General features: G+C 64.7%; 18 protein-coding genes. 9 read left to right on the top strand and 9 right to left on the bottom strand.

The features are described 5' to 3' along the window. Nucleotides 1-7: 7 nt before the first annotated feature. Nucleotides 8-1,885 (bottom strand): heparinase II/III family protein, encoded by a 1,878-nt coding sequence (locus GRI68_RS10620; RefSeq protein WP_160617217.1) that lies wholly within the window; start codon nucleotides 1,883-1,885, stop codon nucleotides 8-10. A gap of 6 nt (nucleotides 1,886-1,891) precedes the next feature. Next, nucleotides 1,892-2,548: a ribulose-phosphate 3-epimerase gene (rpe, locus tag GRI68_RS10615; protein WP_160617216.1), complete on the bottom strand. Its 657-nt coding sequence runs from the start codon at nucleotides 2,546-2,548 to the stop codon at nucleotides 1,892-1,894. A gap of 202 nt (nucleotides 2,549-2,750) precedes the next feature. Between rpe and GRI68_RS10610 the strand changes: the two genes are divergently transcribed. The 3 genes from GRI68_RS10610 (at nucleotide 2,751) to GRI68_RS10600 (ending at nucleotide 4,990) form a co-directional block, all read left to right on the top strand. Further along, nucleotides 2,751-3,239, top strand: a complete 489-nt coding sequence (locus GRI68_RS10610) for a DUF2141 domain-containing protein (protein WP_160617215.1) — start codon at nucleotides 2,751-2,753, stop codon at nucleotides 3,237-3,239. 105 nt (nucleotides 3,240-3,344) lie between these two features. Further along, on the top strand, nucleotides 3,345-4,511 hold the full coding sequence (locus GRI68_RS13745) for an acyl-CoA dehydrogenase family protein (protein ID WP_160617214.1): 1,167 nt from the start codon (nucleotides 3,345-3,347) through the stop codon (nucleotides 4,509-4,511). An 11-nt stretch (nucleotides 4,512-4,522) separates the two neighbouring features. Then, on the top strand, nucleotides 4,523-4,990 hold the full coding sequence (locus GRI68_RS10600; protein ID WP_160617213.1) for a MaoC family dehydratase: 468 nt from the start codon (nucleotides 4,523-4,525) through the stop codon (nucleotides 4,988-4,990). Nucleotides 4,991-5,013: 23 nt separating this feature from the next. Here GRI68_RS10600 and GRI68_RS10595 read toward each other — a convergent pair whose 3' ends face one another. Continuing rightward, nucleotides 5,014-6,702, bottom strand: a complete 1,689-nt coding sequence (locus GRI68_RS10595; protein WP_160617212.1) for a sensor domain-containing diguanylate cyclase — start codon at nucleotides 6,700-6,702, stop codon at nucleotides 5,014-5,016. A gap of 72 nt (nucleotides 6,703-6,774) precedes the next feature. Further along, nucleotides 6,775-7,890, bottom strand: coding sequence for an alanine dehydrogenase (ald, locus tag GRI68_RS10590; protein WP_160617211.1), 1,116 nt, complete (start codon nucleotides 7,888-7,890; stop codon nucleotides 6,775-6,777). 146 nt (nucleotides 7,891-8,036) lie between these two features. On the opposite strand from ald, the gene GRI68_RS10585 reads away from it, so the two are divergent. Both GRI68_RS10585 and GRI68_RS10580 read left to right on the top strand, forming a co-directional pair. Beyond that, nucleotides 8,037-10,442 carry a DUF305 domain-containing protein gene (locus GRI68_RS10585; protein ID WP_160617210.1) on the top strand — a complete coding sequence of 802 codons (2,406 nt, stop codon included), beginning with the start codon at nucleotides 8,037-8,039 and terminating at the stop codon, nucleotides 10,440-10,442. A 142-nt stretch (nucleotides 10,443-10,584) separates the two neighbouring features. Continuing rightward, nucleotides 10,585-11,238 (top strand): hypothetical protein, encoded by a 654-nt coding sequence (locus GRI68_RS10580; protein WP_160617209.1) that lies wholly within the window; start codon nucleotides 10,585-10,587, stop codon nucleotides 11,236-11,238. A gap of 164 nt (nucleotides 11,239-11,402) precedes the next feature. Here the strand turns inward: GRI68_RS10580 and GRI68_RS10575 are convergent, their stop codons facing one another. Beyond that, the gene (locus tag GRI68_RS10575; RefSeq protein ID WP_160617208.1) at nucleotides 11,403-13,757 is read right to left on the bottom strand and encodes an FtsK/SpoIIIE family DNA translocase; all 2,355 of its coding nucleotides are present in this window, start codon (nucleotides 13,755-13,757) and stop codon (nucleotides 11,403-11,405) included. Nucleotides 13,758-13,832: 75 nt separating this feature from the next. Then, on the bottom strand, nucleotides 13,833-14,375 hold the full coding sequence (locus GRI68_RS10570) for a thiamine phosphate synthase (protein WP_160617207.1): 543 nt from the start codon (nucleotides 14,373-14,375) through the stop codon (nucleotides 13,833-13,835). On the opposite strand from GRI68_RS10570, the gene GRI68_RS10565 reads away from it, so the two are divergent. Further along, the gene (locus GRI68_RS10565; RefSeq protein ID WP_160617206.1) at nucleotides 14,374-15,036 is read left to right on the top strand and encodes a YggS family pyridoxal phosphate-dependent enzyme; all 663 of its coding nucleotides are present in this window, start codon (nucleotides 14,374-14,376) and stop codon (nucleotides 15,034-15,036) included. The genes GRI68_RS10570 and GRI68_RS10565 overlap by 2 nt on opposite strands. Nucleotides 15,037-15,121: 85 nt before the next feature. Here the strand turns inward: GRI68_RS10565 and GRI68_RS10560 are convergent, their stop codons facing one another. Both GRI68_RS10560 and pyk read right to left on the bottom strand, forming a co-directional pair. Further along, nucleotides 15,122-17,860, bottom strand: a complete 2,739-nt coding sequence (locus GRI68_RS10560) for a TonB-dependent receptor (RefSeq protein WP_234028779.1) — start codon at nucleotides 17,858-17,860, stop codon at nucleotides 15,122-15,124. A gap of 155 nt (nucleotides 17,861-18,015) precedes the next feature. Further along, a complete protein-coding gene (gene pyk / locus GRI68_RS10555) occupies nucleotides 18,016-19,470 on the bottom strand; it encodes a pyruvate kinase (RefSeq protein WP_160617205.1) in 1,455 nt (484 codons plus the stop codon). Nucleotides 19,471-19,661: 191 nt separating this feature from the next. Here pyk and GRI68_RS10550 point away from each other — a divergent pair, with 191 nt between their 5' ends. From GRI68_RS10550 to GRI68_RS10540, 3 genes are all read left to right on the top strand, one after another. Then, the gene (locus GRI68_RS10550; protein ID WP_160617204.1) at nucleotides 19,662-19,898 is read left to right on the top strand and encodes a DUF2312 domain-containing protein; all 237 of its coding nucleotides are present in this window, start codon (nucleotides 19,662-19,664) and stop codon (nucleotides 19,896-19,898) included. Nucleotides 19,899-19,968: 70 nt separating this feature from the next. Next, nucleotides 19,969-20,841: an SDR family oxidoreductase gene (locus tag GRI68_RS10545; protein ID WP_160617203.1), complete on the top strand. Its 873-nt coding sequence runs from the start codon at nucleotides 19,969-19,971 to the stop codon at nucleotides 20,839-20,841. A 205-nt stretch (nucleotides 20,842-21,046) separates the two neighbouring features. Then, entirely contained in the window at nucleotides 21,047-21,961 is a 915-nt protein-coding gene (locus GRI68_RS10540; protein WP_160617202.1) for an alpha/beta hydrolase family esterase, read from the top strand. A gap of 76 nt (nucleotides 21,962-22,037) precedes the next feature. On the opposite strand, the gene GRI68_RS10535 is transcribed toward GRI68_RS10540, so the two are convergent. Then, the gene (locus tag GRI68_RS10535) at nucleotides 22,038-22,793 is read right to left on the bottom strand and encodes a CPBP family intramembrane glutamic endopeptidase (RefSeq protein WP_160617201.1); all 756 of its coding nucleotides are present in this window, start codon (nucleotides 22,791-22,793) and stop codon (nucleotides 22,038-22,040) included. Nucleotides 22,794-22,836: the final 43 nt, after the last annotated feature.

The raw sequence follows: 22,836 nt of genomic DNA, 5'->3' as shown, positions 1-22,836 counted from the left end.
CCTGAATTCAACTCATGCGTTTGAAGGTCCAGGCGAAGCTTGCGCCGCCGCGCGATGCCAGGCCCTGAACCACGATTTGCCGTGCCGGGCGCGGTCGCGCATCGGCATCGACCCGGAAACCTTCTTCGAGGATCACGTCCTCATGGCAGCGGAACTGCCAGTGCGATCCGTCGGGCAGCTGGAGCAATACCCCGTGCCCGTCCGAGCTCGCCATTGCCTCGATCCGGTGATCGAGATGGAAACGGACTGCATAGCCGATCTGGCCGCGCTTGCCCTTGCCCTTGGTCGGCACCAGCGCATCTTCGCCGACGAGCTCGGAACCGTCGTCGCGCAGCACCAGCACGCGGCGATGGAGCAGGCCGTAGCGCGCGGCATAACCGTCGTGGCCGGCTTCGATCCGCGTCGCGCCGCCGCGCACGGTGCGCCGGTCGAGCGTGACTTCGGAAACGCCTTTGCCGATCCCGCCGCGCACGTGGATCGCGGTCGAATTGGCATTGTCGAGCACCAGCGTCGAATGCGCCGCCGTGCCGCGCAGCCCTTGTTCGAGCCGGGCCGGGACGAGCGCTCCGGCGGCTTCGGCACCGCCGCAATTGGTGACGATGCGCTGGCCGCGATAACTCAGCTCGAACGCGAGCGTGGAAGCGCAGGGGAAGCGGGCCTCGCCCTTGGCCGGCGGCGGGGCGGCATCGAGCTGGACCACACTCTCGCTCGCGCGCATCCGCTGATAGCCCCACACGCGCGCATCGCGCAGCGGGCGCACGCGCACGCCGCTGGCGCGGATTAGCCGCGCGAGATCGTTCTCGCGCATCGGCCACGCGCCCTGCCAGCTGCCCAGCCCGTCGTGATTGTGCACCACGCAGAGCAGCGGCGGGACAAGGGATGCGAGCCCTTGCGCCAGCCCTTCGGGCGGATCGCGTTCGACCGCCGCGTAGCATGCGTTGAGGCGGACGATGGTGGCAATCGCTTCGACCTGGTCGGTCGGGCTGCGCGACAGCATGCCGCCTTCTTCGCCGACCGCTTCGCCCAGCGCGCGCACCAGGCCCGCCTCGCCATAGAGGCGGCGCGGCTTGCCATCGGGCAGCAGCAGGCCGGCGGCGGTGATCGCGCTCCATCCGACCAACGCGGCGAGCCGGGTTTCGGCATTGCCGATATGGCGATCGAGCCAGCGCGCCTGCTCGCCGAGGGCGGCGAGGATCTTCGCGCGCTTGGCGTCTTGCGCGGTGGACAGCACCAGCGGAGCATGCACGATCCAGTTGAGCACGCGATGCGCGGTCGCCTCGATACTCCACGCCATGCCCTTGCCCGGCTTGGGCGGGGGTGCGGTATTGGCGGCCAGCCACATGTCGAGCACGCGTTCGGCGGTCGCCGCACCCTGCGACGCGGCGCTGCAGGCGGCGAGATCGGCCAGCCACTGGAACCCGTGGACGTAGCGCGCGACCGGCGCGGTCAGCGTTTCGGTGCCGTGAAAATCGGTTTGCGCGACGGGCAGTTTGAGGCCGAGAATGAGGAAATGCCCGGCCCGCAGCGCCATCCCGGCGGCGGCATCGCCGCGCAGGGGCTCGGTCACCGTGGCGAGAATGCGCGGGGCGCTGGCCTTGCGCAGCGGGCGCGCCAGCACGCTGCCCGAGACGCCGAACTTATAGGCGAAGCGCACCAGACGCTCGATCGGTCCGAGGTCTGGCGGGGTGTAATCGGTGACCACGAGCGCGGTCGAGGGGTTGGCCGGCGGCGGTGGCACCGCCGCACCCGCGCCGGCATCGCGCACGATCGCAGGCGCCGCCAGTACCTCGGGGGCCGAGTTCGTCATCGACACGGCCGGACGTCGCTGCGTCTCGCCGTCATCGTCGGTCTTGCGGGCTACGAAATCGAACAGGGTCTCGCCCATCGCCGCCTATCCCTCGCCACGAAGCGCGCGGATATTGGCAGCGTAGCAATCGGGTCCGCCCTTGAACGTCGCGCTGCCGGCAACCAGCACGTCGGCTCCGGCATCGACGCACAGCGGTGCAGTCCGGGCATCGACCCCGCCATCGACCTCGAGCCGGATGTCGCGGCCGGAGGCATCGATCCGTTGGCGGATCGCCTCGACCTTGCGCAGCTGGCTGTCGATGAAGCTCTGCCCGCCGAAGCCGGGATTGACGCTCATCACCAGCACCAGGTCGACCATGTCGATCAGATAGTCGAGCGTATCGACCGGCGTGGCGGGGTTGAACACCACGCCCGCTTTCTTGCCGAGCGACTTGATCGTCTGCACCGTGCGATGAACATGCGGCCCGGCCTCGGGGTGGACTGTGATGATGTCCGCGCCCGCTTCGGCGAATTGCTCGAGATAGGCGTCGACCGGCGAGATCATCAGATGCACGTCGAACGGCTTGTCGGTGTGCGGACGCAGCGCTTTCACCACCGCCGGGCCGATCGTGATATTGGGCACGAAATGGCCGTCCATCACGTCGATGTGGATCCAGTCGGCGCCGGCTTCGTCGACCGCGCGCACTTCCTCGCCAAGGCGGGCGAAGTCGGCGGAAAGGATCGAGGGAGATATGAGCGGCAAGGCGTCGGGTCCGGTCGCGATTGTGGCTATCGTCCCGATAGGCCACAAGATTGTGTGGCTCCACCTCTGTCTTGCGCTTATCCACCGGGCGAATCGCAGTTTTTCCACTGCCTGTACGGTTAATTGCGCATTCACTGCCGATCTGCTTAGGTTCAAGGCACACTACCGGGTCGCGCATGTTCGCGGCAGGCAGGGGAAACCAATGAAGAAATCAGCAGCTATTCTACCCACGCTGGCGGGGGCGACCGCCCTGTTGGCCTGTGCCTTTGCGGGCGATGAAGCCCGTGCGGCCTCGCAGCAGTGCATCGGCCCGAAAACCGACACGATCGCCCATGTCTTCGTCGACGGTGTGCGCAACGACAAGGGCCTGATCGCGATCACGCTCTACAGCGACCGGAAGAGCGATTTTCTCACCTCGAACGGCGATATCTGGGTCGATCGCGTGCCCGCGCAAAAGGGCACCACGCGCACCTGCATCTATCTGCCCAAACCGGGGACCTATGTGGTTGCCGTCTATCACGACGAAAACGCCAACAAGAAGCTCGACCGCCCCACGCTCGGGGCGCCGACCGAAGCCTATGGGTTTACCAACAATCCCGGCACGCTGTTCGGCCTGCCGCGGTTCAAGAGTGTGCTGACCAAATTCCCCAAATCCGGATTGGGCACGCGCATCACGCTCAACTACCCGTAAGGCGATAGCGCCCGGCCGGGCAGCGGGCCAAATCGGCGCAAACCTTGTTTCCAAGTGCGGCTCCGCTATGGCGTTGGGGCACCAGCAACAAGGACCGGAAACGCAGTGGAAATCGCGCTTACGCAAGACCAGCAGGCCATCGTCGATGCGGTGAAAAAGGTAACCGACCAGTTCGACGACGAATATTGGAGCGGCAAGGAAGAGCGGAAGGAATTCCCGCATGAATTCCATCGCGCCATGGCCGAAGGCGGCTGGCTCGGCATCACCATGCCCGAAGAACTCGGCGGCAGCGAGCTGGGGGTGACCGAAGCGGCGCTGATGATGCACACGGTCGGGCGCAGTTCGGGCGGTTTCGCCGCCGCCTCGACGATCCACATCAATCTGTTCGGCCCGCACCCGGTCAAGCGTTTCGGCACGCCCGAACAGAAGGAACGGATCCTCAAGCCCCTGATCGCGGGCGAGGACAAGGTCTGCTTCGGTGTGACCGAACCCAATGCGGGTCTCGATACCACATCGATCACCACTTTCGCGACCAAGGTCGATGGCGGCTATCGCGTAACCGGTCGCAAGATCTGGACCACCAGCGGCCAGGTCGCGAACAAGATCCTGCTGCTCACCCGCACCACGCCCAAGGACGAATGCAAGAAGTCGACCGAGGGCATGACGCTGTTCTATACCGATCTGGACAAGGATCAGATCGAGGTCCGCCGGATCCCCAAGATGGGCCGCAATGCGGTGGATTCGAACGCCGTCTTCATCGACGATTTCTTCATCCCGGACGAAGATCGGATCGGCGAGGAAGGCGAGGGGTTCAAATACATCCTCCACTCGCTCAATCCCGAACGCATCCTGATCGGTGCCGAAGCGATCGGACTGGGCCAGAACGCGCTCGATCGTGCCGCGCAATATGCGCAGGAACGCGAAGTGTTCGGTCGCCCGATCGGCCAGAACCAGGGCATCCAGCATCCGCTCGCGGAAAACTGGATGGCGCTGGAAAGCGCCTACTGGATGATGCTGCGCGCGGCCTATCTCTACGATACCGACCAGTCCTGCGGAGCCGAGGCCAATGCCGCCAAGTTCCTGGGCGGACGCGCGGCGTTCGATGCCTGCACCCGCGCCGTGATGACCCATGGCGGGATGGGCTATTCGACCGAGTATCAGGTCGAACGGCTGTTCCGCGAAAGCATCGTGCTGCGCATCCTGCCGGTCAGCGAACAGATGATTGCCAATTTCATCGGCCAGTCCGTGCTCGGCCTTCCGAAAAGCTACTGAGGAGCGTTGCGATGGCCGGGGTATGGTTCGACGAACTCGAAGTCGGGCAGATGTTCGATCATGCGATCCGCCGGACGGTGACCGAGACCGACAATCTGCTGTTCACCACGCTGTCGCACAATCCCGCGCAGCTGCATCTCGACGCCGAATACATGAAGGACACCGATTACGGGCGGGTGCTGGTCAATAGCTGCTTCACTCTTTCGCTGATGGTGGGTGTTTCGGTGGGCGACACCACGTTGGGCACGGCGGTCGCCAATCTCGGCTGGGACGAAGTGCGCTTTCCCGCCCCGGTCTTCATCGGCGACACGTTGCGGATCGAGACCGAGGTGGTGGCGCTGAAAGACAGCAAATCGCGGCCCAATGCCGGGATCGTCACCTTCGAGCATCGCGCCTACAATCAGGACGATGTGCTCGTCGCCACCTGCAAGCGCGCCGGGTTGCAATTGCGCAAGCCGGCCGAAAAATACGACGCCTGACCCTGCTCCGGGCGTCGCACGTTTCAGGCGACGTGGCGCTCTTTCGTTAACTCCGCTGTTTGCCCGATGTCGTGCATGCCGACCTCTGCGGCAACCAGCTTGTTTCGCCCCGCCTGCTTGGCGCGGTAAAGCAGCACATCGGCCCGCATGTAGTAATCCTCGAGTGAGCATTCTGCCGCCGCTGCGTCGCTGAACTGGGCGAGGCCCATGCTGGCGGTCACGATCCGGTCGAGCAAATCGACATCGCGCGCGGTCCGCAACGATATCGCTGCCAACCGCCGCTTGGCACGTTCCTCGATATTGTCGCCGCGCATCAGCAGCATGAACTCTTCGCCGCCGACGCGGATCGCTACCGTATCGTCGTCCGGCGCAAGCGCCGCGCCTACCGCCACCAGCACTTCGTCGCCGGTCGTATGCCCGAACTCGTCGTTGATAGATTTGAAATGGTCGAGATCGAGCAGTGCGCAGGCCGTGAAACCCTCGGCCTTGAGATCGCCGAAGCGCAGGTCGATCGCACGGCGGTTCAGCAGGCCGGTGAGCGGATCGCGTTCTGCCAGGGTTTCCATCTCAATTGCCAGCTGGCGCGCCCGGTCGCGATCCGACCGCAGCATCAAAACCCGGTGGGTCACGCCGGTGGCGACCACGAGAATTTCCCACACCATGGCGTAGTACACGATGAAGAAGTCGGTATCGAGAAATCCGCCATGACCCACGCCCTTGAGCGCCATATCGGCCACCAGCACCATCGCAAACGACCAGCCAGCCAGCTGATAGCGGACCCACAGGCTCCCGCGTCGAAGCGCCTGGCCGAAGGCGACGATCAAAACGGCGAGAACGACAAGCTGCGCAGAGCCGAACAGGACGGGGTTCTGCACCACGAGAGCATTGAGCACGCCTGCCACAAGGATCGCGATCCCGCTCCAGCGCAAGGCACTGCGAACACCCGCAGACAGCGCCTCTTGCTCGATGAAGTCGCGGGCAAACTGGCAGGAGGCGAAGACGATCAGGACATAGCCCAATCGTTCGAACGCGAGGAAGACCGATAGATTCCAGGTCAACCAGCTGATCGCGAGACCGCTGGTCATTGCGATGGTCAGGGCCATGCCCGAACACATCAGCGCATACCATGCGACGAAGGCCTGACGCAGCGCGTAGGCCAGCATCGTGGCGAGGATGCAGGGTGCCAGGACGAGCCCCATCAGCAGGGCTGCGAATACCAACTTGGGAACCGATTGCTGGAACTCCTCGACGCTTTCCAACAGGCGCACCCTGGGCGCGTCGCGGAACTTCGCATAGCCATCGATCCGCACGAACACCGGGCCTTGCGGATCGCCGACATCGGGCAGGGGCACGAACACACCGTTCGATTCGTCGATATGCACATCGTCGGGAAGAAGCGCCTTGCTGCCGATCAGGCCATCGCGCGCGACCCGGTATACCTTGATGCTATCGAAGGCGCGGGCCTCCATGGCGAAAAAGCGATAGTCGGCCCTGTCGGTGCCGTCGAAACGCAACCAGTTGAACCGCGCCGAGCCCAGGGCGAAGCTATCGTCGCAGACCCATCGCGGATCGCTGCGAACGTTTTCGACAGAGAGGTCATCCGACGTCGAAAGCACGCAGGAGGGATCGAGTGTTGCGGCCGCAGCGGGCGCGGCCAGACAGGCGCAGACCAGCGCCAATACCATTCCGATCCGGCCGAGAATCGCTCCCATCGGGATCGATTAACAGCGGATGGTTAACGAACAGGCAAGGCTGTCGCGCCTTTTGCCCACGCTCCGGAAGCGTCAGGCGAGTACGTCGTCCAGCGAAGTGTAGTCGTAGCCCAGTTCGTCGGCGACCGCGCGATAGGTGACCTTGCCCTGATGGACGTTGAGGCCTTCGGCAAGATACGGGTCGTTGCGCAGCGCTTCCTTCCAGCCCATCCGCGCGATCCGCAGGGCATGCGGCAGCGTCACGTTGTTGAGCGCATAGGTGCTGGTGCGCGCGACTGCGCCGGGCATGTTGGCGACGCAGTAATGGACGACGCCGTCGACGATATAGGTCGGCTCGGCATGGGTGGTCGGCTTGCTGGTTTCGAAGCAGCCGCCCTGATCGATCGCGACATCGACCAGCACCGCGCCGTTCTGCATGTGGTTGAGCATGTCGCGGGTGACGAGCTTGGGTGCCGCCGCACCGGGGATCAGCACCGCGCCGATCACGAGATCGGCCTGGGTCACCGCGTCGTAGAGGTTCGCGTCGTTCGAAAAGCGCGTGCTGGCGCGCGCTTCGAAGAAGGTGCCGACCTTTTCGAGCACTTCGGGATCGCGATCGAGGATCGTCACGTCGGCGCCGAGGCCGACCGCCATCTGCGCCGCGTTGAAGCCGACCACACCGCCGCCGATGATCGCGACCTTGCCCGGCATCACGCCCGGCACGCCGCCGAGCAGCACGCCGCGGCCGCCATGCGCCTTTTCGAGCGCGCTGGCACCGGCCTGCACGCTCATGCGTCCGGCAACCTGGCTCATCGGCTTGAGCAGCGGCAGCTGGCCGCGCGGTCCGGTGACGGTTTCATAGGCGATCGCGGTTACGCCGCTTTCGACCAGTTCCTTCGTCTGGTCCGGATCGGGGGCGAGGTGGAGATAGGTGTACAGGATCTGGCCTTCGCGCAGCTTGGCGCGTTCGACCGCCTGCGGTTCCTTGACCTTAACCACCATTTCGCATTCGGCGAAGATCGCGTCCGCGCTGTCGACGATCTTGGCGCCTGCATCGACATATTGCGCGTCCGTGGCGTCGATCCCGGCACCGGCCTGGGTTTCGATCCACACTTCGTTGCCCTGGTTCACCAGTTCGCGGGCGCTCTCAGGCGTCAGGCCGACGCGGTATTCGTGGTTCTTGATTTCCTTGGGGCAGCCGACGCGCATTTCAGGTTCCTCTCACAAAACTTGGAGGGCCGATTAGACCCGTTCGGGAGGGTGCGCAAACAATCGCGCATGCGTGGTCGAATCGCTTTCAAAAGAGCGTTCATTCGTTACAAATGCCCACGATTCCCATCACGGAGAGACATTTAATGACGCCGCGCCGAATCGCCTTTGCCACGACCACCGCCATCGCCCTCAGCCTTCCCGTGCTGGCCCATGCGCAGGAGGTGACGATCGTGCAGCCCGGCGGTGTGGGTGAGGACACCAGGTCGTTGAGCGCCGAGGAAGCGGTGAAGCTCGCCGATCCCAGCTTCACCGAAGACGATGTCGCCTTCATGCAGGGCATGATCCATCACCATTACCAGGCGCAGCAGATGGCGGCGCTGGTGAAGGGCCGTTCGGGTGCGCCCGAGCTCGACGTGATCGCCGGGCGGATCGATGCCAGCCAGGGCGACGAGATCGCCTTCATGCGCTCGTGGCTCGCCGATCGCGGGATCGAGGCGCCCGATCCGGCCATTCATGCCGAACATGCGAAGATGGGGCACATGAAGGGCATGATGATGCCCGGCATGGCCACGCCCGAGCAGATGGCAGAGCTAGCCACTCTCGAAGGTGTCGCATTCCAGCAGATGTGGCTCAAGCTGATGATCGCCCACCACGATGGCGCGATCGTGATGGTCGACGATCTGCTCGACCAGCCCGGCTCGGCCTACGATCCGTTCCTCGCCGATTTCGCCGCCGACGTGAAGAACGAGCAGCAGTCCGAAATCGATCGCATGGCCGCGCTGCTCGATACGCTGTCGGAGGATCCGCGCTCCAACCTCGCAGCAGGCTTCCGCGATGCGGGCGAGGCCGCGCTCAACATGAAGTTGGTCTCGGCCCAGCCCAAGGCGCCGGGCTTCTTCGATCCCAACAACCCGGCCGGCCTGCGCCCCGAAAAACCGGCCGATCCCGATGCCGAGGATGTGGCAGAGGTCGCCGAGGCCGATCAGGCGGCGGGCGAAGGCGATGCGCGCGAACCCTCGCTGGTCGAACGCGCGCCGCTGTTCAGCTTCTCCAACACCGACATGGCATTCCAGGGCAACACGCTGTTCGTGGGCAATTACCACGGCTTCCAGGTCTACGATCTGGGCGAGGACGGCATCCCGACCCTGCGCGCGGCGGTGGTCTGCCCCGGCGGGCAGGGCGATGTCTCGGCAGTCGGCAACCTCCTGATCATGAGCGTGGAGCAGACCCGGGGGCGCAAGGATTGCGGCACGCAAGGGGTGCGCGAAGACGTCTCGCCCGAGCGTTTCCGCGGCTTGCGGATCTTCGACATCTCCGATCCCTATCGCCCCAAGCAGGTCGGCCAGGTGCAGACCTGCCGCGGCTCGCACACCCATTCGGTGATTTCCGGCCCCGGCACGGACGGCAAGATCATCGTCTACAATTCGGGCACCAGCTTCGTGCGCGAAGAGAAGGAGCTGGCCGGGTGCGAGAGCGACGACCTCGCTTCAGATACCTCCTATTTCAGCATCGACGTGATCGAGATCCCGGTCGCCAACCCGGCCGCCGCGCGGATCGTCGACAGCCCGCGCGTGTTCGGGCTCGAAGATCGGGTTGCAGGCCTGTGGACCGGCGGTGATCACGGTGACGGCACGCAGGACACGCGCCGCACAGACCAGTGCCACGACATCACTGCCTTCCCCTCGAAGAACATCGCCGCCGGCGCATGCTCGGGCAATGGCATCCTGCTCGATATCTCGAACCCGATGGAGCCCAAGCGGATCGACGCGGTGACCGATGATGGCTTTGCCTACTGGCACTCGGCCACATTCAACAATGACGGCACAAAGGTGATGTATACTGACGAATGGGGCGGCGGCGGTCGCCCGCGCTGCCGGGCGAAGGACAAGCGCAATTGGGGCGCCGATGCGATCTACGACATCGACGGCACCAAGCTCGAATATCGCAGCCATTACAAATTGCCCGCCGCGCAGACCGACAAGGAAAACTGCGTCGCGCATAACGGCTCGATCGTACCGGTGCCGGGGCGCGATATCTACGTCCAGGCCTGGTATCAGGGCGGGATCAGCGTGGTCGATTTCACCGACAGCGCGAACCCGTTCGAAATCGCCTATTTCGATCGCGGCCCGGTCGACAAGGACCAGCTGGTCGTCGGCGGTTACTGGTCGGCCTATTGGTATGACGGCAAGATCTACGGCACCGAGATCACCCGCGGTCTCGACGTGCTCGAACTGCTGCCCAGCGAGTATCTCTCGGCGGCCGAGATCGCCGCCGCCAAGCAGGCGATCTATCAGGATGACCGCTTCAATCCGCAGCAGCAGACCGAAGTGAGCTGGCCCGCCGAGGTCGCGGCGCGGGCACTGGTCGACCAGCTCGCAAGGGCCGGATCGATCGACGGGCAGACCAAGGCCAATTTGCTGGCAATGATCGATGACCGTGAACCCGACGCGGTCTTCGCGCTCCAAACGCCCGCCGGCGAGCATGACGGACTGGCCAGGCAGCGCTTCGCCGACCTGGCCCGCGCGATGGCGGCGCTGTTGGGAGGCTAGGCGGCGATCCACCCCGTATCGGCAAGGAACCAGCGGAGCGCGTCCTCGAACGAGGCGAAGCTGCGTTCCCTGCCGTTGGGGAACCATCGTCCTCATCGAGCGGGACCTTGCAGCTGTCGGGATACCATCCGCTGTCCTCCGCGTGTTCGACGGCGAAGGCGATGCCGTCCTCCGGTTTGCCCAGCCGCGCCATCGCAGCGGCATAGGCGACGCAGGCCCCATTGCGGCCCTTTTCCTCGCTCGCGCAGTCGCGGTGCATGGCGGCGGCGAAGCGGCGGTAGAGCGCGTCGTAGCGCGGCGCGGTCGAGACATCGCGCGCCTCGCCATCGACGATATTGTAATAACGCGGCGGCGCCACGCTGAAGGCGTAGGCGGTGAAGGCGTAGTTGAAGCGCCCATCGGGCCGCAGGAAATCGACCGTCCCGTCTCCATCGAGATCGCTGGGAAAGGCAATCTCGCGCTCTCCGTCGCGCAAGGGGAGCTCGGCGACCCTGGGCGCGCCATCGACCAGCGAGACGACCTGCATCGTGTGGCAGCAATGCATGCCCCCGGTATAGCCCGCGATGACGATGGCCGGGCTGGCATCGGCGGGGTTCAACCGTCCGATGCCGACCGAAAAGCCATAGGTATCGCCGACATTCTCGATCAGCGGGACCGCGAACGGCGCGGCGCCCGGAAATTCGGCGAGGAGCCGGATTCGTGGGACCTCCGTATCCTCGTCCCATTCGTCCTCCGCGGGCAGATCGGGCGGGACCAGGCGCAGCGCAACGCCGTCGCGCGCGATCACGACGTCTGAGCGTTTGCCGTAAGGCTGGACCAGGTCCCAGCTTGCACCGGACACAGCGCAGCCGGGCAGCAGGGCGGCTAGGGAAAGTGCGGCAACGAGCGAGGCATGTTTCATCCGCGCATCGTAGCCCCGCTTGGCCGCTCGTGCGCCGTACGTGTCCTGTCAGTCGGGACTCAGAGCGGATTGCCCATTTCGTCGCGGTAGATTTCGCGGCGGCCGACATGGTTGGCGGGGCCGACGAGGCCTTCCTCTTCCATCCGCTCGATCCACTTGGCGGCGGTGTTGTAGCCCACGCCCATCTGGCGCTGGATCCAGCTCGCGCTGGCCTTCTGGTTCTCAAACACCATCTGGCAGACCTGGCGGTATTGCCGCTCCTTGGGATCGTCCGATGCGGTCACATCGTCGAAGCCGAAGCCGCCATCCTCGGGCTCCTCGGTCACGGCGGTGACGTAGTCGGGCTTGCCCTGGCCGCGCCAGTGCTCGGCTACGCTTTCGACTTCCTCGTCGGACACGAACGGCCCGTGCACGCGGGTGATCGGTTCGGTGTTGGGCTTGTAGAGCATGTCGCCCTTGCCCAGCAGCATTTCCGCACCCTGTTCGCCCAGGATCGTGCGGCTGTCGATGCGGCTGGTGACGTGGAAGCTGATCCGGGTCGGCAGGTTCGCCTTGATGACGCCGGTGATGACGTCGACCGAGGGGCGCTGCGTGGCCATGATCAGGTGGATACCCGCCGCGCGGCTCTTTTGCGACAGGCGCTGGATCAGGACTTCGACTTCCTTGCCGACCGTGACCATGAGGTCGGCCAGCTCGTCGACGATCACCACGACCTGCGGGGCTTCCTCGTAATCGAGCTGGTGCTCCTCGTACATTTCCTCGCCGGTCTCGGGATCGAACCCGATCTGGACGCGGCGGCCGAGCGGCGCGCCCTTGGCCTTGGCGACGCGCACCTTGTCGTTGAAGCTCTTGAGGTTACGGACCGACAATTCGGACATCATCCGGTAGCGGCGCTCCATCTCCTCGACCGCCCATTTGAGCGCGCGCACCGCCTTTTGCGGCTCGGTCACGACCGGGGCGAGAAGGTGCGGGATATCGTCGTAGCTCTTCAGCTCGAGCACCTTGGGATCGATCAGGATCAGGCGGCACTGCTCGGGCGTAAAGCGATAGAGCAGCGACAGCAGGATCGCATTGAGGCCCACCGACTTGCCCGAGCCGGTGGTGCCCGCGACCAGCAGGTGCGGCATCGCGGCAAGGTCGGCGACGATCGGCTCGCCCGAAATGTCCTTGCCCAGGATGATCGGAAGGGCGCCCTTGTGATCGACGAAGGCGGTATCCTCCATCAGCTCCTTGAGCATCACCGTCTGCCGCTCGGCATTGGGCAGCTCGATGCCCATCACCGTGCGCCCCGGCACCGGCGAAACGCGGGCCGAGACGGCGGACATGTTGCGCGCGATATCGTCGGCCAGGCCGATGATCCGCGCGGCCTTGATCCCCGGTGCGGGCTCGAGCTCGTACATGGTCACGACCGGGCCGGTGCGGACGGCGGTGATCTCGCCCTTCACGTTGAAATCGTCGAGCACGGTTTCGAGCAGGCGGGCATTGCGTTCGAGCGCCAGCTTGTCGAGCTTCTCCACGCGTCCGGTCGGCGGATCGGCGAGCAGGGCGACGTCGGGCAGGCTGTAGCTGTCGAACAGGTCGCGCTGGGGCTTGGCGGGCGGCGTCTTGGCGCGCTCGCGCGGGGCGGCCGGTTCCTCGATCGTCGGCGGCTTGCGCGTCGGGCGCGCGGGCTCGTCGACATCGTCCTCATCGGCGATGCGGGAATTCTTCCTTTTCGGGCGCCTCGTTGTCGCCTCGTCTTCGTCGAACTCGCCGGTGTCGAAGCGCGCGGTGATCTGGCGCGTCTGGCGACCGAGGAAGGCGGGAATGTGGAACAGCGGGCTCCAGTCGATCGCGAACAGGCGGGTGACGATCGTCGCGCCCGCGGCCAGCGCCACGAGACCCAGCGCCCCGATGATCCAGCCGTGAAACGATTCGGGCGCCAGCCCTGCCAGCGCCGTGATCGCGCGTGCGCCCAGCAGGCCGGCGATGCCGCCTCCCGATGCGGGCAACGAAGAGCCGCGTCCGTCGATCATCAGCGCGCCGACCGTGGCCAGCAGCACCATCGCGAGCAGCAGCATCCCGACCGGCTTCCAGCGCGGCCACAACCCGCCGTCTTCGGTCGGGCCGGTCCACAGGCCCCGGCCGAACACGAACAGCAAGGGGAGGAACAGCACGCAGACCGGGCCGACGACCATCAACGCGAAATCGGCGATCCACGCCCCGGCGGTGCCCATCCAGTTCTGGGCCGGGCCGCCCGCGGCGGTGGAAGCGGAGGGATCGGTCTGGCGATAGCTGACCAGTGCGAGCGCGAAAAACGCCATGGCTGCGAAGAACACGATCGCGCCGCCGATCTGCAACGTGCGCGTCCATGTCGTGCGCAGCGCCTCGCGCCATTCGCCCTGCTTGCGCCGCCTGACCGCGGTCGATGCCATGTGTCGTAACCCCTTGGATGGAAGCCACACCATGCCCGAGGGCGGATTCCGCCGTCAAGGGAGTGTGTGGTGCAATTAGGACAGTCCGTCGATCGCGCCCCAGCGCGGCCAGTCGATTTCGGCCGCCCGATCCGGTGTCATGCCGCCCAGGGCGATCACCGGCAAAGACGTGCCCTGCGCCAGCATGTGGAAGCCCGCCGGCCCGAGCGTATCGCCTCTCTCGTGCGATCGGGTGGCGAAGACGGGCGAAAGGAACACGCCGTCGGCACCGGCCCGTTCGGCAGCGTCGATCTCTGCGGCATTGTGAGCGGTGGCGAGGTAAAGCCCACGACCGGCGGATCTGTCGCGCCCATACGTGCCATCGGCCTGCGCGAAGCTCTCGGCTCCCCGCGACACGATCACCATATGCCCGCGCGCTCTTGCCCGCCGTGCAAGGAGATCGAAGCGCTCGCGGCGGGCTGCCGGGTCGAGATGGTAATGGCGAAAAACGAAGCCCGAGCCGGCGGGCAGGCGATCGAGCGCGCCCTCGAGCTGCGCATCGTTGCGCGCATCGCTGAGGATCCAGAGGAACGGCAAAGGCTGGCCAGTCGTCACCGGAACGCTATAGCGCGCTGCCATGGAAAAGGCAGATACCCCATTACAGGATGTCGAGGCGCGCATCGCCAAGGCGTGCAAGATCGCCGGGCGCCAGCGCAGCGACGTGACACTGGTCGCGATCTCCAAGACGTATGATTCGGACGCAATCATACCACTGATTGACGAGGGTCACCGCACGTTCGGCGAGAACCGGGTGCAGGAAGCGCAAGGCAAATGGCCCGCGCTGCGCGAGCGCCACGGCGACATCGCGCTCCACATGGTCGGGCAATTGCAGTCCAACAAGGCGGAAGACGCGGCGGCATTGTTCGATTGCATTCATGCGCTTGATCGACCGAGTCTGGTGAAGGCGCTGGGCAAGGCGTTCGACAAGGTCGGGCGCCAGGTACCGTGTTTCATCCAGGTCGATATCGGCGAGGAAGAGCAGAAGGGCGGCGTGGCGATCAAGCAACTCGAAGCCCTGATCGCGCAGGCGCGCGATGCCGACATCCCGCTGCTCGGTCTGATGTGCGTTCCCCCGCTCGAGGTCGAGCCCACGCCCTATTTCGCGCTGCTTTCCAAGCTCGCGCAGGATAACGGGCTCGCCGGCCTTTCGATGGGAATGAGCAGCGATTTCGAAACTGCGGTGAAGCTTGGCGCGACGCATGTGCGCGTCGGCTCCGCGCTGTTCGGCGCGCGCGACTGACACACGGTCAATAGAAAGGGGCGCCCCTCGAAAGGAGCGCCCCGTCAGTTTCCCAGTCAGCGGCTTCGTGTAGCCGATCGGTCGATCAGAACTCGGCGCGCACCGTGACGCCGTAAGTCCGCGGTTCGGCGAGGAAGGCCGAATAGGTCTGCTGCGGCGCTACGAAAGGCGTGTTGAACGCCACCTGCGTGTAATCGGTGTCGAACAGGTTCTGTACGAAGCCCTCGATCGAGAACATGCCGCCGATATCGGTCAGGCCGATGCGACCGTTCACGACCACATAGCCGTCCTGTTCCTTGCCGTAGAGCAGGTCCGAGCCGGTGTTGTAATCGCTCACCATGCGGGCATTGACGTAGAACAGGCCGCGCATTCCGCCATCGCCGATGGCCGGCGTGTACGCGAACGATGCGGTGCCGACGAGTTCGGGTGCGTTCGACATGTTGTCACCGGGAAGCAGACGCAGCGCCGGATCGAGCGGGGCACCCTGGCTGGTGCCAACCAGATCGTCGGCGAAGGTGGTCTCGGCCCAGGTTACCCCGAACCCGACCGTGATGTCGTCTGCGGGGCGGATCGAGGTTTCGAGCTCGATACCGCGCGAGGTCACACCCGCGGTCACATCGTCGGCAGGACACACGCCGGTGGTGGCATCCCCATCGCGATCGCCGCCAGCCAGCGACACGCCGCACCCGTTGATGTTCTGCACCAGATAGAACGAACCGTTGAAGGTGTTCAGCTGGAAGTCGCTGAAATCCTGGTTGAACGCGGCGATGCTGACGCTGAGCATGGGCGTGGCGTACTTGATCCCGATTTCAAACGAATCGACGGTTTCTGCTGCGAATTGCAGGTTTGCCGTGTCGAGGTTGGTCGCGTCGAGCGCGAGCGGATTCGAAAGGGCCGAACGATCCAGATTGAAGCCGCCGGCCTTGTATCCGCGCGAGAACGAGCCGTAGACCAGCCAGTCCGGATCGAGCTTGTAGCTCAGGATTGCGGTGCCGGTGAACTTATCCTCGTCGCGACTGTCGGCGAGCGAAATGCCGTCGAGTTCCGACGTCGAATTGCCTTGGCACGACAGCGCGAGGATCCCGCCGGCGAAAGCCGCCAGCGACGGGACACCGAGCAGCGGCCCGAGCAGTGCACGGTTGGTCGGGCAGACCGTGTTGTCGTTGCCGAACGCGGCATCGAAGTCCTTATTTTCGTTGGTATAACGCAGGCCGAGTGTAAGGTTCAACCCTTCGGTCAGCTCGATGATGTTGTGGGTGAAGAGCGCAAAGTTGTTGCTCGTCTGGTTGTAGACGTCACCCGTGCCGCCGAGATCGCTGATCGATGCCAGGTTGTTGATACCGGCTACGATTGCGGGCGTGGCGGCACCGAACACCGCGCCGCTACTCAGGATCCCGAACGCGGTCGGGCTGAAGCAGTTTGCCTGGCTTGGATCGGGCACGGTGACCGGAAGCGAGGCCTGCAGCGCGATCGCGAGACGGCACGATACGAACTGGCCGTATTGGGTGCCGAAACGCAGATTGTCGCGGACCTGCAATTTCTCGTTGGCGTAATAGCCGCCAATCAACCAGTCGACCGGGCCGACTGAGCCGTTGAGGCGAATTTCCTGCGTGAAGGTGGCGAATTCACGTGCCAGCGCGTCGTCGCCCGGGGCACGATAGAGGATGTCGACCTGGGTGTAATCGGTGTCCGAGGCCTGCCAGTTCGAATATTCGCGATAGGCGGTGATCGAGGTCAGTTCGACGCTGCCGAAATCGTATTTGAGCTCGCCCGAGATGCCGTAATCCTCGGTTTCGCCTTCGAACGTTCGGCCCGGCGTCATGTAGATGTCGCGATTGAAGGTATCCTGCGTGAATGCGCGCGGATCGTTGCCGAGGCCGATCAGGATCGGGACGATCGGGTTGCTGGTCGATGTCAGTGCAGGGCCGCCGGCCGGCCGCGTGAATGGGTCGAGGCCGGTGCTGACGCGGGCGAGTGGCGCCTGCGATGGCTGCACGAAAGTCGCGGCGCAGCAGGCTTCGTCCTTTTGCGAATAATCGCCAACGAGACGGAGGGAGAGCCGGTCGCTCGGTTCGAACAGGACCTGTCCGCGCACCAGGAAGCGATCGCGATTGTTGATGTCGGTATCGTTGACGACATCGGTATAGAACCCGTCACGCTGGAAGTAGATGCCGTCGATCCGGGCGGCGACCGTCTCTCCAAGCGGCGCATTGACGCCCGCTTCGAAGCGCAGCGCATCGTAATTGCCGTATGTTGCCGAGGCGTAGCCTTCGAACAGGAATTGCGGTTCGCGGGTGTAGATCGAAATCAGGCCCGCGGTCGAATTGCGGCCGCCGAGCGTGCCCTGCGGGCCGCGCAGGATTTCGATGCGGTCGAGCGGGCCGAGCTCGCTCAGCGCATTGCCCGAACGCGAGCGATAGACCCCGTCGATGAAGACCGGGACCGAGCTTTCGAGGCCGGGATTGTCACCCACCGTGCCGATTCCGCGAATGCGCGCGGAGCCGTTCGCTTCGTTGCCGGTCGAGGACACGAGCAGCGATGGCGCTACCTGGTTGAGTTCGCGAATGTCGGACGTGCCCGAGCGCTCGAGCTCGACCGCAGAGACGGCAGACACCGCAACCGGAACGTCCGAGAGTTGCTGCTGGCGGCCTTGAGCGGTGATCACGACGCGATTCTGGGGATCGACAACGTCGTCGCCCTCATCCTCTACCGATGCTTCGTCGACATCCTGTGCGATGGCAGGGAGGGCGAGGCCGCATCCGGCAAGAGCGAGCGCATAAAGCGAGGTACGCGTCATCGACACGCGGGCAAGGCGTTTGGTCATCAGGTTTTCCTCTCCGTGGCACCGATGTTCCGAAAAACACGGTGCGCTTTTGTTCCCGGAACGGAGACTAAGCCTCTGATGAGTCGCTTGCCAAGCGTTTTGTTACGGAATTACGACTGGCGATGCAGTCAGGCAACACACCTCGGATATATCCGTTAGTCGCGATAGCCTTGGAGCTCGTCACCCGAGAGGGTGACGACATGCAGCAGGTTGGTGCTGCCCGGTGTGCCGAACGGAACACCCGCAAGTGTGATGAGCTTGGCTCCCGCCTCGCCGAAACCGTGCCGCAGCGCCATCCGCTTGCCCTTGGCGATCATCTCCTCGAAGCTGCCGATGTCGCGGGTGTGGACGGCATGTGCACCCCACAGCAGGGCGATCCGGCGCGCCACTTCGGTGCGCGGCGTCAGCACCAGCATCGGGACCGAGGGGCGTTCGCGCGCGACACGCCTTGCCGTCGAGCCGGAGCCGGTGAACACCACGATCCCCGCCAGCACGACGGTGTCGGCAATCGTCGCACAGGCATGGCTCAGAGCGTCGGCGGTGGTCGCATCGGGCAGCGTCTCAGTAAAATGGACGCGATCGGCATAGCCTGGATCGCGCTCGACCTGTTTGGCGATCCGGTCCATGATCCCGACCGCTTCGGTAGGCCATTGGCCGACCGCCGTTTCGGCCGAGAGCATCACCGCATCGGCGCCGTCATAGACCGCGGTGGCGACGTCGGAGACTTCGGCACGGGTCGGAGCAGGGCTCTCGATCATGCTTTCGAGCATCTGCGTGGCGACGATCACCGGCTTGCCCTGGCGACGGGTAAACTCGACGATCCGCTTTTGGATCGGTGGCACTTCTTCGGGCAGCAGTTCGACACCCAGATCGCCGCGCGCCACCATGATGCCGTCGGCCAGTTCGATGATCTGATCGAGATTCTTGAGCGCAGCGGGCTTCTCGATCTTGGCGCACAGCGCGCCCTTGCCACCCATCAGCCGGCGGCATTCGGCAACGTCTTCGGCCCGCTGGACGAAGCTCAAGCCGATCCAGTCGCAGCCCCGATCCATCGCGAAGGACAGGTCGCGCCGGTCCTTGTCGGTCAATGCCGGCACCGGGATCAGGGCATCGGGCACGTTGACGCCCTTGCGGTCCGAAATCGGTCCGCCGACTTCGGCCGAGCAGAGGATCTCGTCTTCGCTCGCGCGGATCACGCGCAGCTGGATCTTGCCGTCGTCCACCAGCAGGCGCTGGCCTTTTTCGAGCAGGTTGAACAATTCGGGATGCGGCAGTGTGACGCGCTCGTCGGTTCCCGGCTCGTCCTTGCGATCGAAGGTGAAATGCGCGCCGTGCTTGATGAAGGCCTTGCCGCCGTCGAAGGTGCCGACGCGCAGTTTGGGACCCTGCAGATCGGCTAGGATCGCGATGGACCGACCGGCCTTCTTCTCCTGCGCGCGGATCGTCTCGATCGTCGCGGCGTGAAAATCGTGATCGCCATGGCTCATGTTCACGCGGAAGGCATCGGCACCCGCCTTGATCAGCGCGCCGATGGTCTCGCCGTCATTGCTCGCCGGGCCCAGTGTGGCGAGAATCTTCACCTTGCGTCCGCGCGGCTGGGGGTAAGCCATGATTGTCGTCGATCCTTCCATTGTTTCGACACGCACTATGGCAAAGATGCGACGGTTGGAAGTCACATGGGGACGCGGAATCCCGGCAAGGCCGTTTTGCCGGAATTATCCACGATTGCACCTTTCGCAATCCCGGCGCGCCGGGCTAACGGGGCGCCCAACCGATTCACACGACATCACCGGAGACCATCATGGCCGAGAACACCGACGACCGCCTGCGCCTGCTGATCGAACGCATCGAGCGCCTCGAAGAGGAAAAGAAGGGCATCGCCGACGATATTCGCGACGTCTATGCCGAAGCCAAGGCGGTGGGTTACGACACCAAGATCATGCGCCAGATCGTCCGCCTGCGGAAAATGAGCCCCGATGATCGCGCCGAAATGGAAACCATTCTCGACACCTACAAAGCTGCGCTCGGTATCGGCTAAGCCGCTCCGACCGGAACTGCGGGCGCCCTTGCGGCTTGGATAACTAACCCAAGCAGAAAGGGCGCACCGCATGTCTGAGACGAAAACCGATACCGCTTTCATCCGCGAGACCGAAGAGGAACCGCGGATGCCCGGCCACGAGACCGCACTCGACCGCAAGCCCGAATGGAAGCCTCGCTTTCCGGGCTCCGGACGCCTGGAAGGCAAGGTCGCGATCGTGACCGGCGGCGACAGCGGCATTGGCCGTGCGACAGCCGTATTGTTCGCGCGCGAAGGCGCCAAGGTGGCGATCGCCTATCTCAAGGAAGACGACGACGCGCAGATCACCGCCGATGCCATTGCCGACGAAGGCAGCGAAGCCCTGCTTCACAAGGGCGATCTCGGCGATCCCGATGTCGGCAAGGCGCTGGTCGACAAGGTGATCGGGAAATGGGGCCGACTCGACGTTCTGGTGAACAATGCCGGCGAGCAACACCCCGACGAAGACGTCACCGACATCACGCGCGAGCAACTCCAGCGCACCTTCCAGACCAACATCTTCTCGATGTTCTACCTCGTCCAGGCGGCCCGCCCACACCTCAAGAAAGGTGCGGCAATCGTCAATTGCACCAGCGTGACAATGTACAAGGGTGCGCCGATCCTGCTCGATTACAGCGCCACCAAGGGCGCGATCACCGCTTTCACGCGTTCGCTGAGCGAAAACCTTGTCGGCGATGGAATCCGCGTGAATGCCGTGGCGCCCGGGCCGATCTGGACCCCGCTCAATCCCTGCGGCGGTCAACCGCCGGAAGAAATGGACGACTTCGGCAAGGATACGCCGATGGGGCGACCGGGAGAGCCGAACGAGGTCGCACCGGCCTTCCTGTTCCTGGCGTGCGAGGATTCGTCCTACATGTCGGGACAAGTGCTGCATCCCAATGGCGGGATCATCGTAACCAGTTAATTTGTGGTCCTGTCGCTGCTTTCTTGTCAGAAGGGCACACTAGGTTGGTGCGGACATATGGCTGGGGCGCGTAGTAATCAGGCTTCAAGATCTGTTCGACGGAGGCCGCGCCATCGTCGGCGGTCAGAACCTGAACCGGCGCGCTAGCCACTTCCCGCCATAATCTGCCGTTGCGCCGGGGGCCCGGCTCATGCACTTATCCCCGATGCGTCTTTTCTCACTCGCCTTCATCGCCGCGCTGATTTTCCCCGCGAGCGCCAGCGCCAGCGCCGCCTGCCTGCTTCCGGCTCCCGGACAGACCGCGATGGTGCCGGTCACCTCCGAGGATGGCATGCAGACTCTCGTTCACACGCCCAAGGGATACGATCCCGCGCGCGGCCCAGTGCCGCTCGTGTTCCTGCTCCACGGCAGCGGAGGCACGGGTGCCGCGATGCTGCGCGACAGCAAGCTCGCCGAAACGGCCGACGCGCACGGGTTCATCCTCGTTGCGCCCGATGCGGGTATCCCGCTGGAGCGCGGCTATGCGTGGAACATTCCGGGCGTGCCTACGGTGGCGGGCGAAGTGCCGGGGCCTGATGAGCGCGACGATGTCGAATTTATCGCGAGCATCGCCGACGAGCTTACGCAAGGCGGTTGCGCCGATCCTGCGCGCGTCTACGCCACCGGCCTGTCGGGCGGCGGGCGGATGACCTCTTGGCTCGGCTGCGTCGCAAGCACCCGCTACGCCGCCATCGCACCGGTCGTCGGACTGCGCGCCGGCCGTGCGCGGCGCGAGGACATGGCGCAGGTCGATCCGGAAACCTGCACGCCGGAGAACCCCATGCCGGTGCTCGCCTTCAACGGGTTGAAGGACCACACCAACCCGCTCGCCGGGGGGCAGGGGATGCGCTGGGGCTATTCGATGCATGCCGCAGAGCAGCGCTGGGCGCAGATCAATGCCTGCCGCGCGGCACCCACGACGTCGTGGGTCGATCATGACACCTATGAAGAGCGCTACGGCGACTGCGCGGACGGCACGGTTGTCGCTTCGCGTATCGATGTAAACGGCGGACACAGCTGGGTAGTCGATAACGAGGCGATGTGGGCGTTTTTCGAGCGCTACCGGCGCGAGGCTCATTAACTCCGCTTCGCCCCGCGCGACGTCGCCGGTGTAAGGCGCCTCGCCATGGTCATCCATTGGGGTCCGCCGTCGGGATTTAGGTTCCGGGCGCCATCGCTTCGGCCACCAGCACCAGCGCAACGAAGGTGCCGTTATGCAGGGCGTGCAGCAGCATGCTCGACCACAGCCCGTACGTTACGCGGGCGTATGCGAAGATGATGCCGGCGAGGAATTGCGGGATAACCAGCGGCCAGAGCATCTGGTCGGTATCCTCGTAATTGCCGAGATGGATCGCGGCGAAGGCGATGCAGCTGAACCAGAACAGCAGCGGGAAGGCCCAGGTGAACCAGCGATAGGGGCCCCGGTTGCGCAGCCAGAAGAAAAGGCCGGCCCCAAGCGCCACGATCACGAACCCCGCGATGATCATCCCGCCCATGTCGCCAGAGCCAGGCGCCGCGACGAGGGCGCCTGCCAGCAAGAAAACGCCCACCGCTGCGACCGGCGCCCCGAGGAGTGCGCCCAACTTGCCCGATAGCCAACCGCGAAATGCCAGTTCCTCGGCCACCGGCGCGCACAGGACGATCGCGGCGATCCAGCGCGGTCCGAGATCGATCTCGTCGAACGCGTTGCTCGGCATCTCGGTGCCCGCCATCTCGACCGCCAGAAAAGCGCCGAGCATCAGGCACATCAGCACCATGTCGAGCGCGTAGAGCTTGAACACACGCGGCAGCACAGTGGCGGAAAAGCGCGGGATTTGCGTGGGCAGACGGGGCCGCAGGACGAACCGGCCGAGATCGCGGAGCGATGCTCGTGGTCCGATATCGTTCTGAAGACTTGAGGATTGCTCGGTCATGCGGCTATTGCGGCCTCCATTCAGCGTATTCCGACAACCGCTA

The organism is Alteriqipengyuania halimionae (assembly GCF_009827575.1).
In the GTDB taxonomy this organism is placed as follows: Bacteria; Pseudomonadota; Alphaproteobacteria; order Sphingomonadales; family Sphingomonadaceae; genus Alteriqipengyuania_A; species Alteriqipengyuania_A halimionae.
The sequence above is the reverse complement of the archived record's forward strand: the minus strand, read 5'-3'. Positions and strand labels throughout refer to the sequence as shown.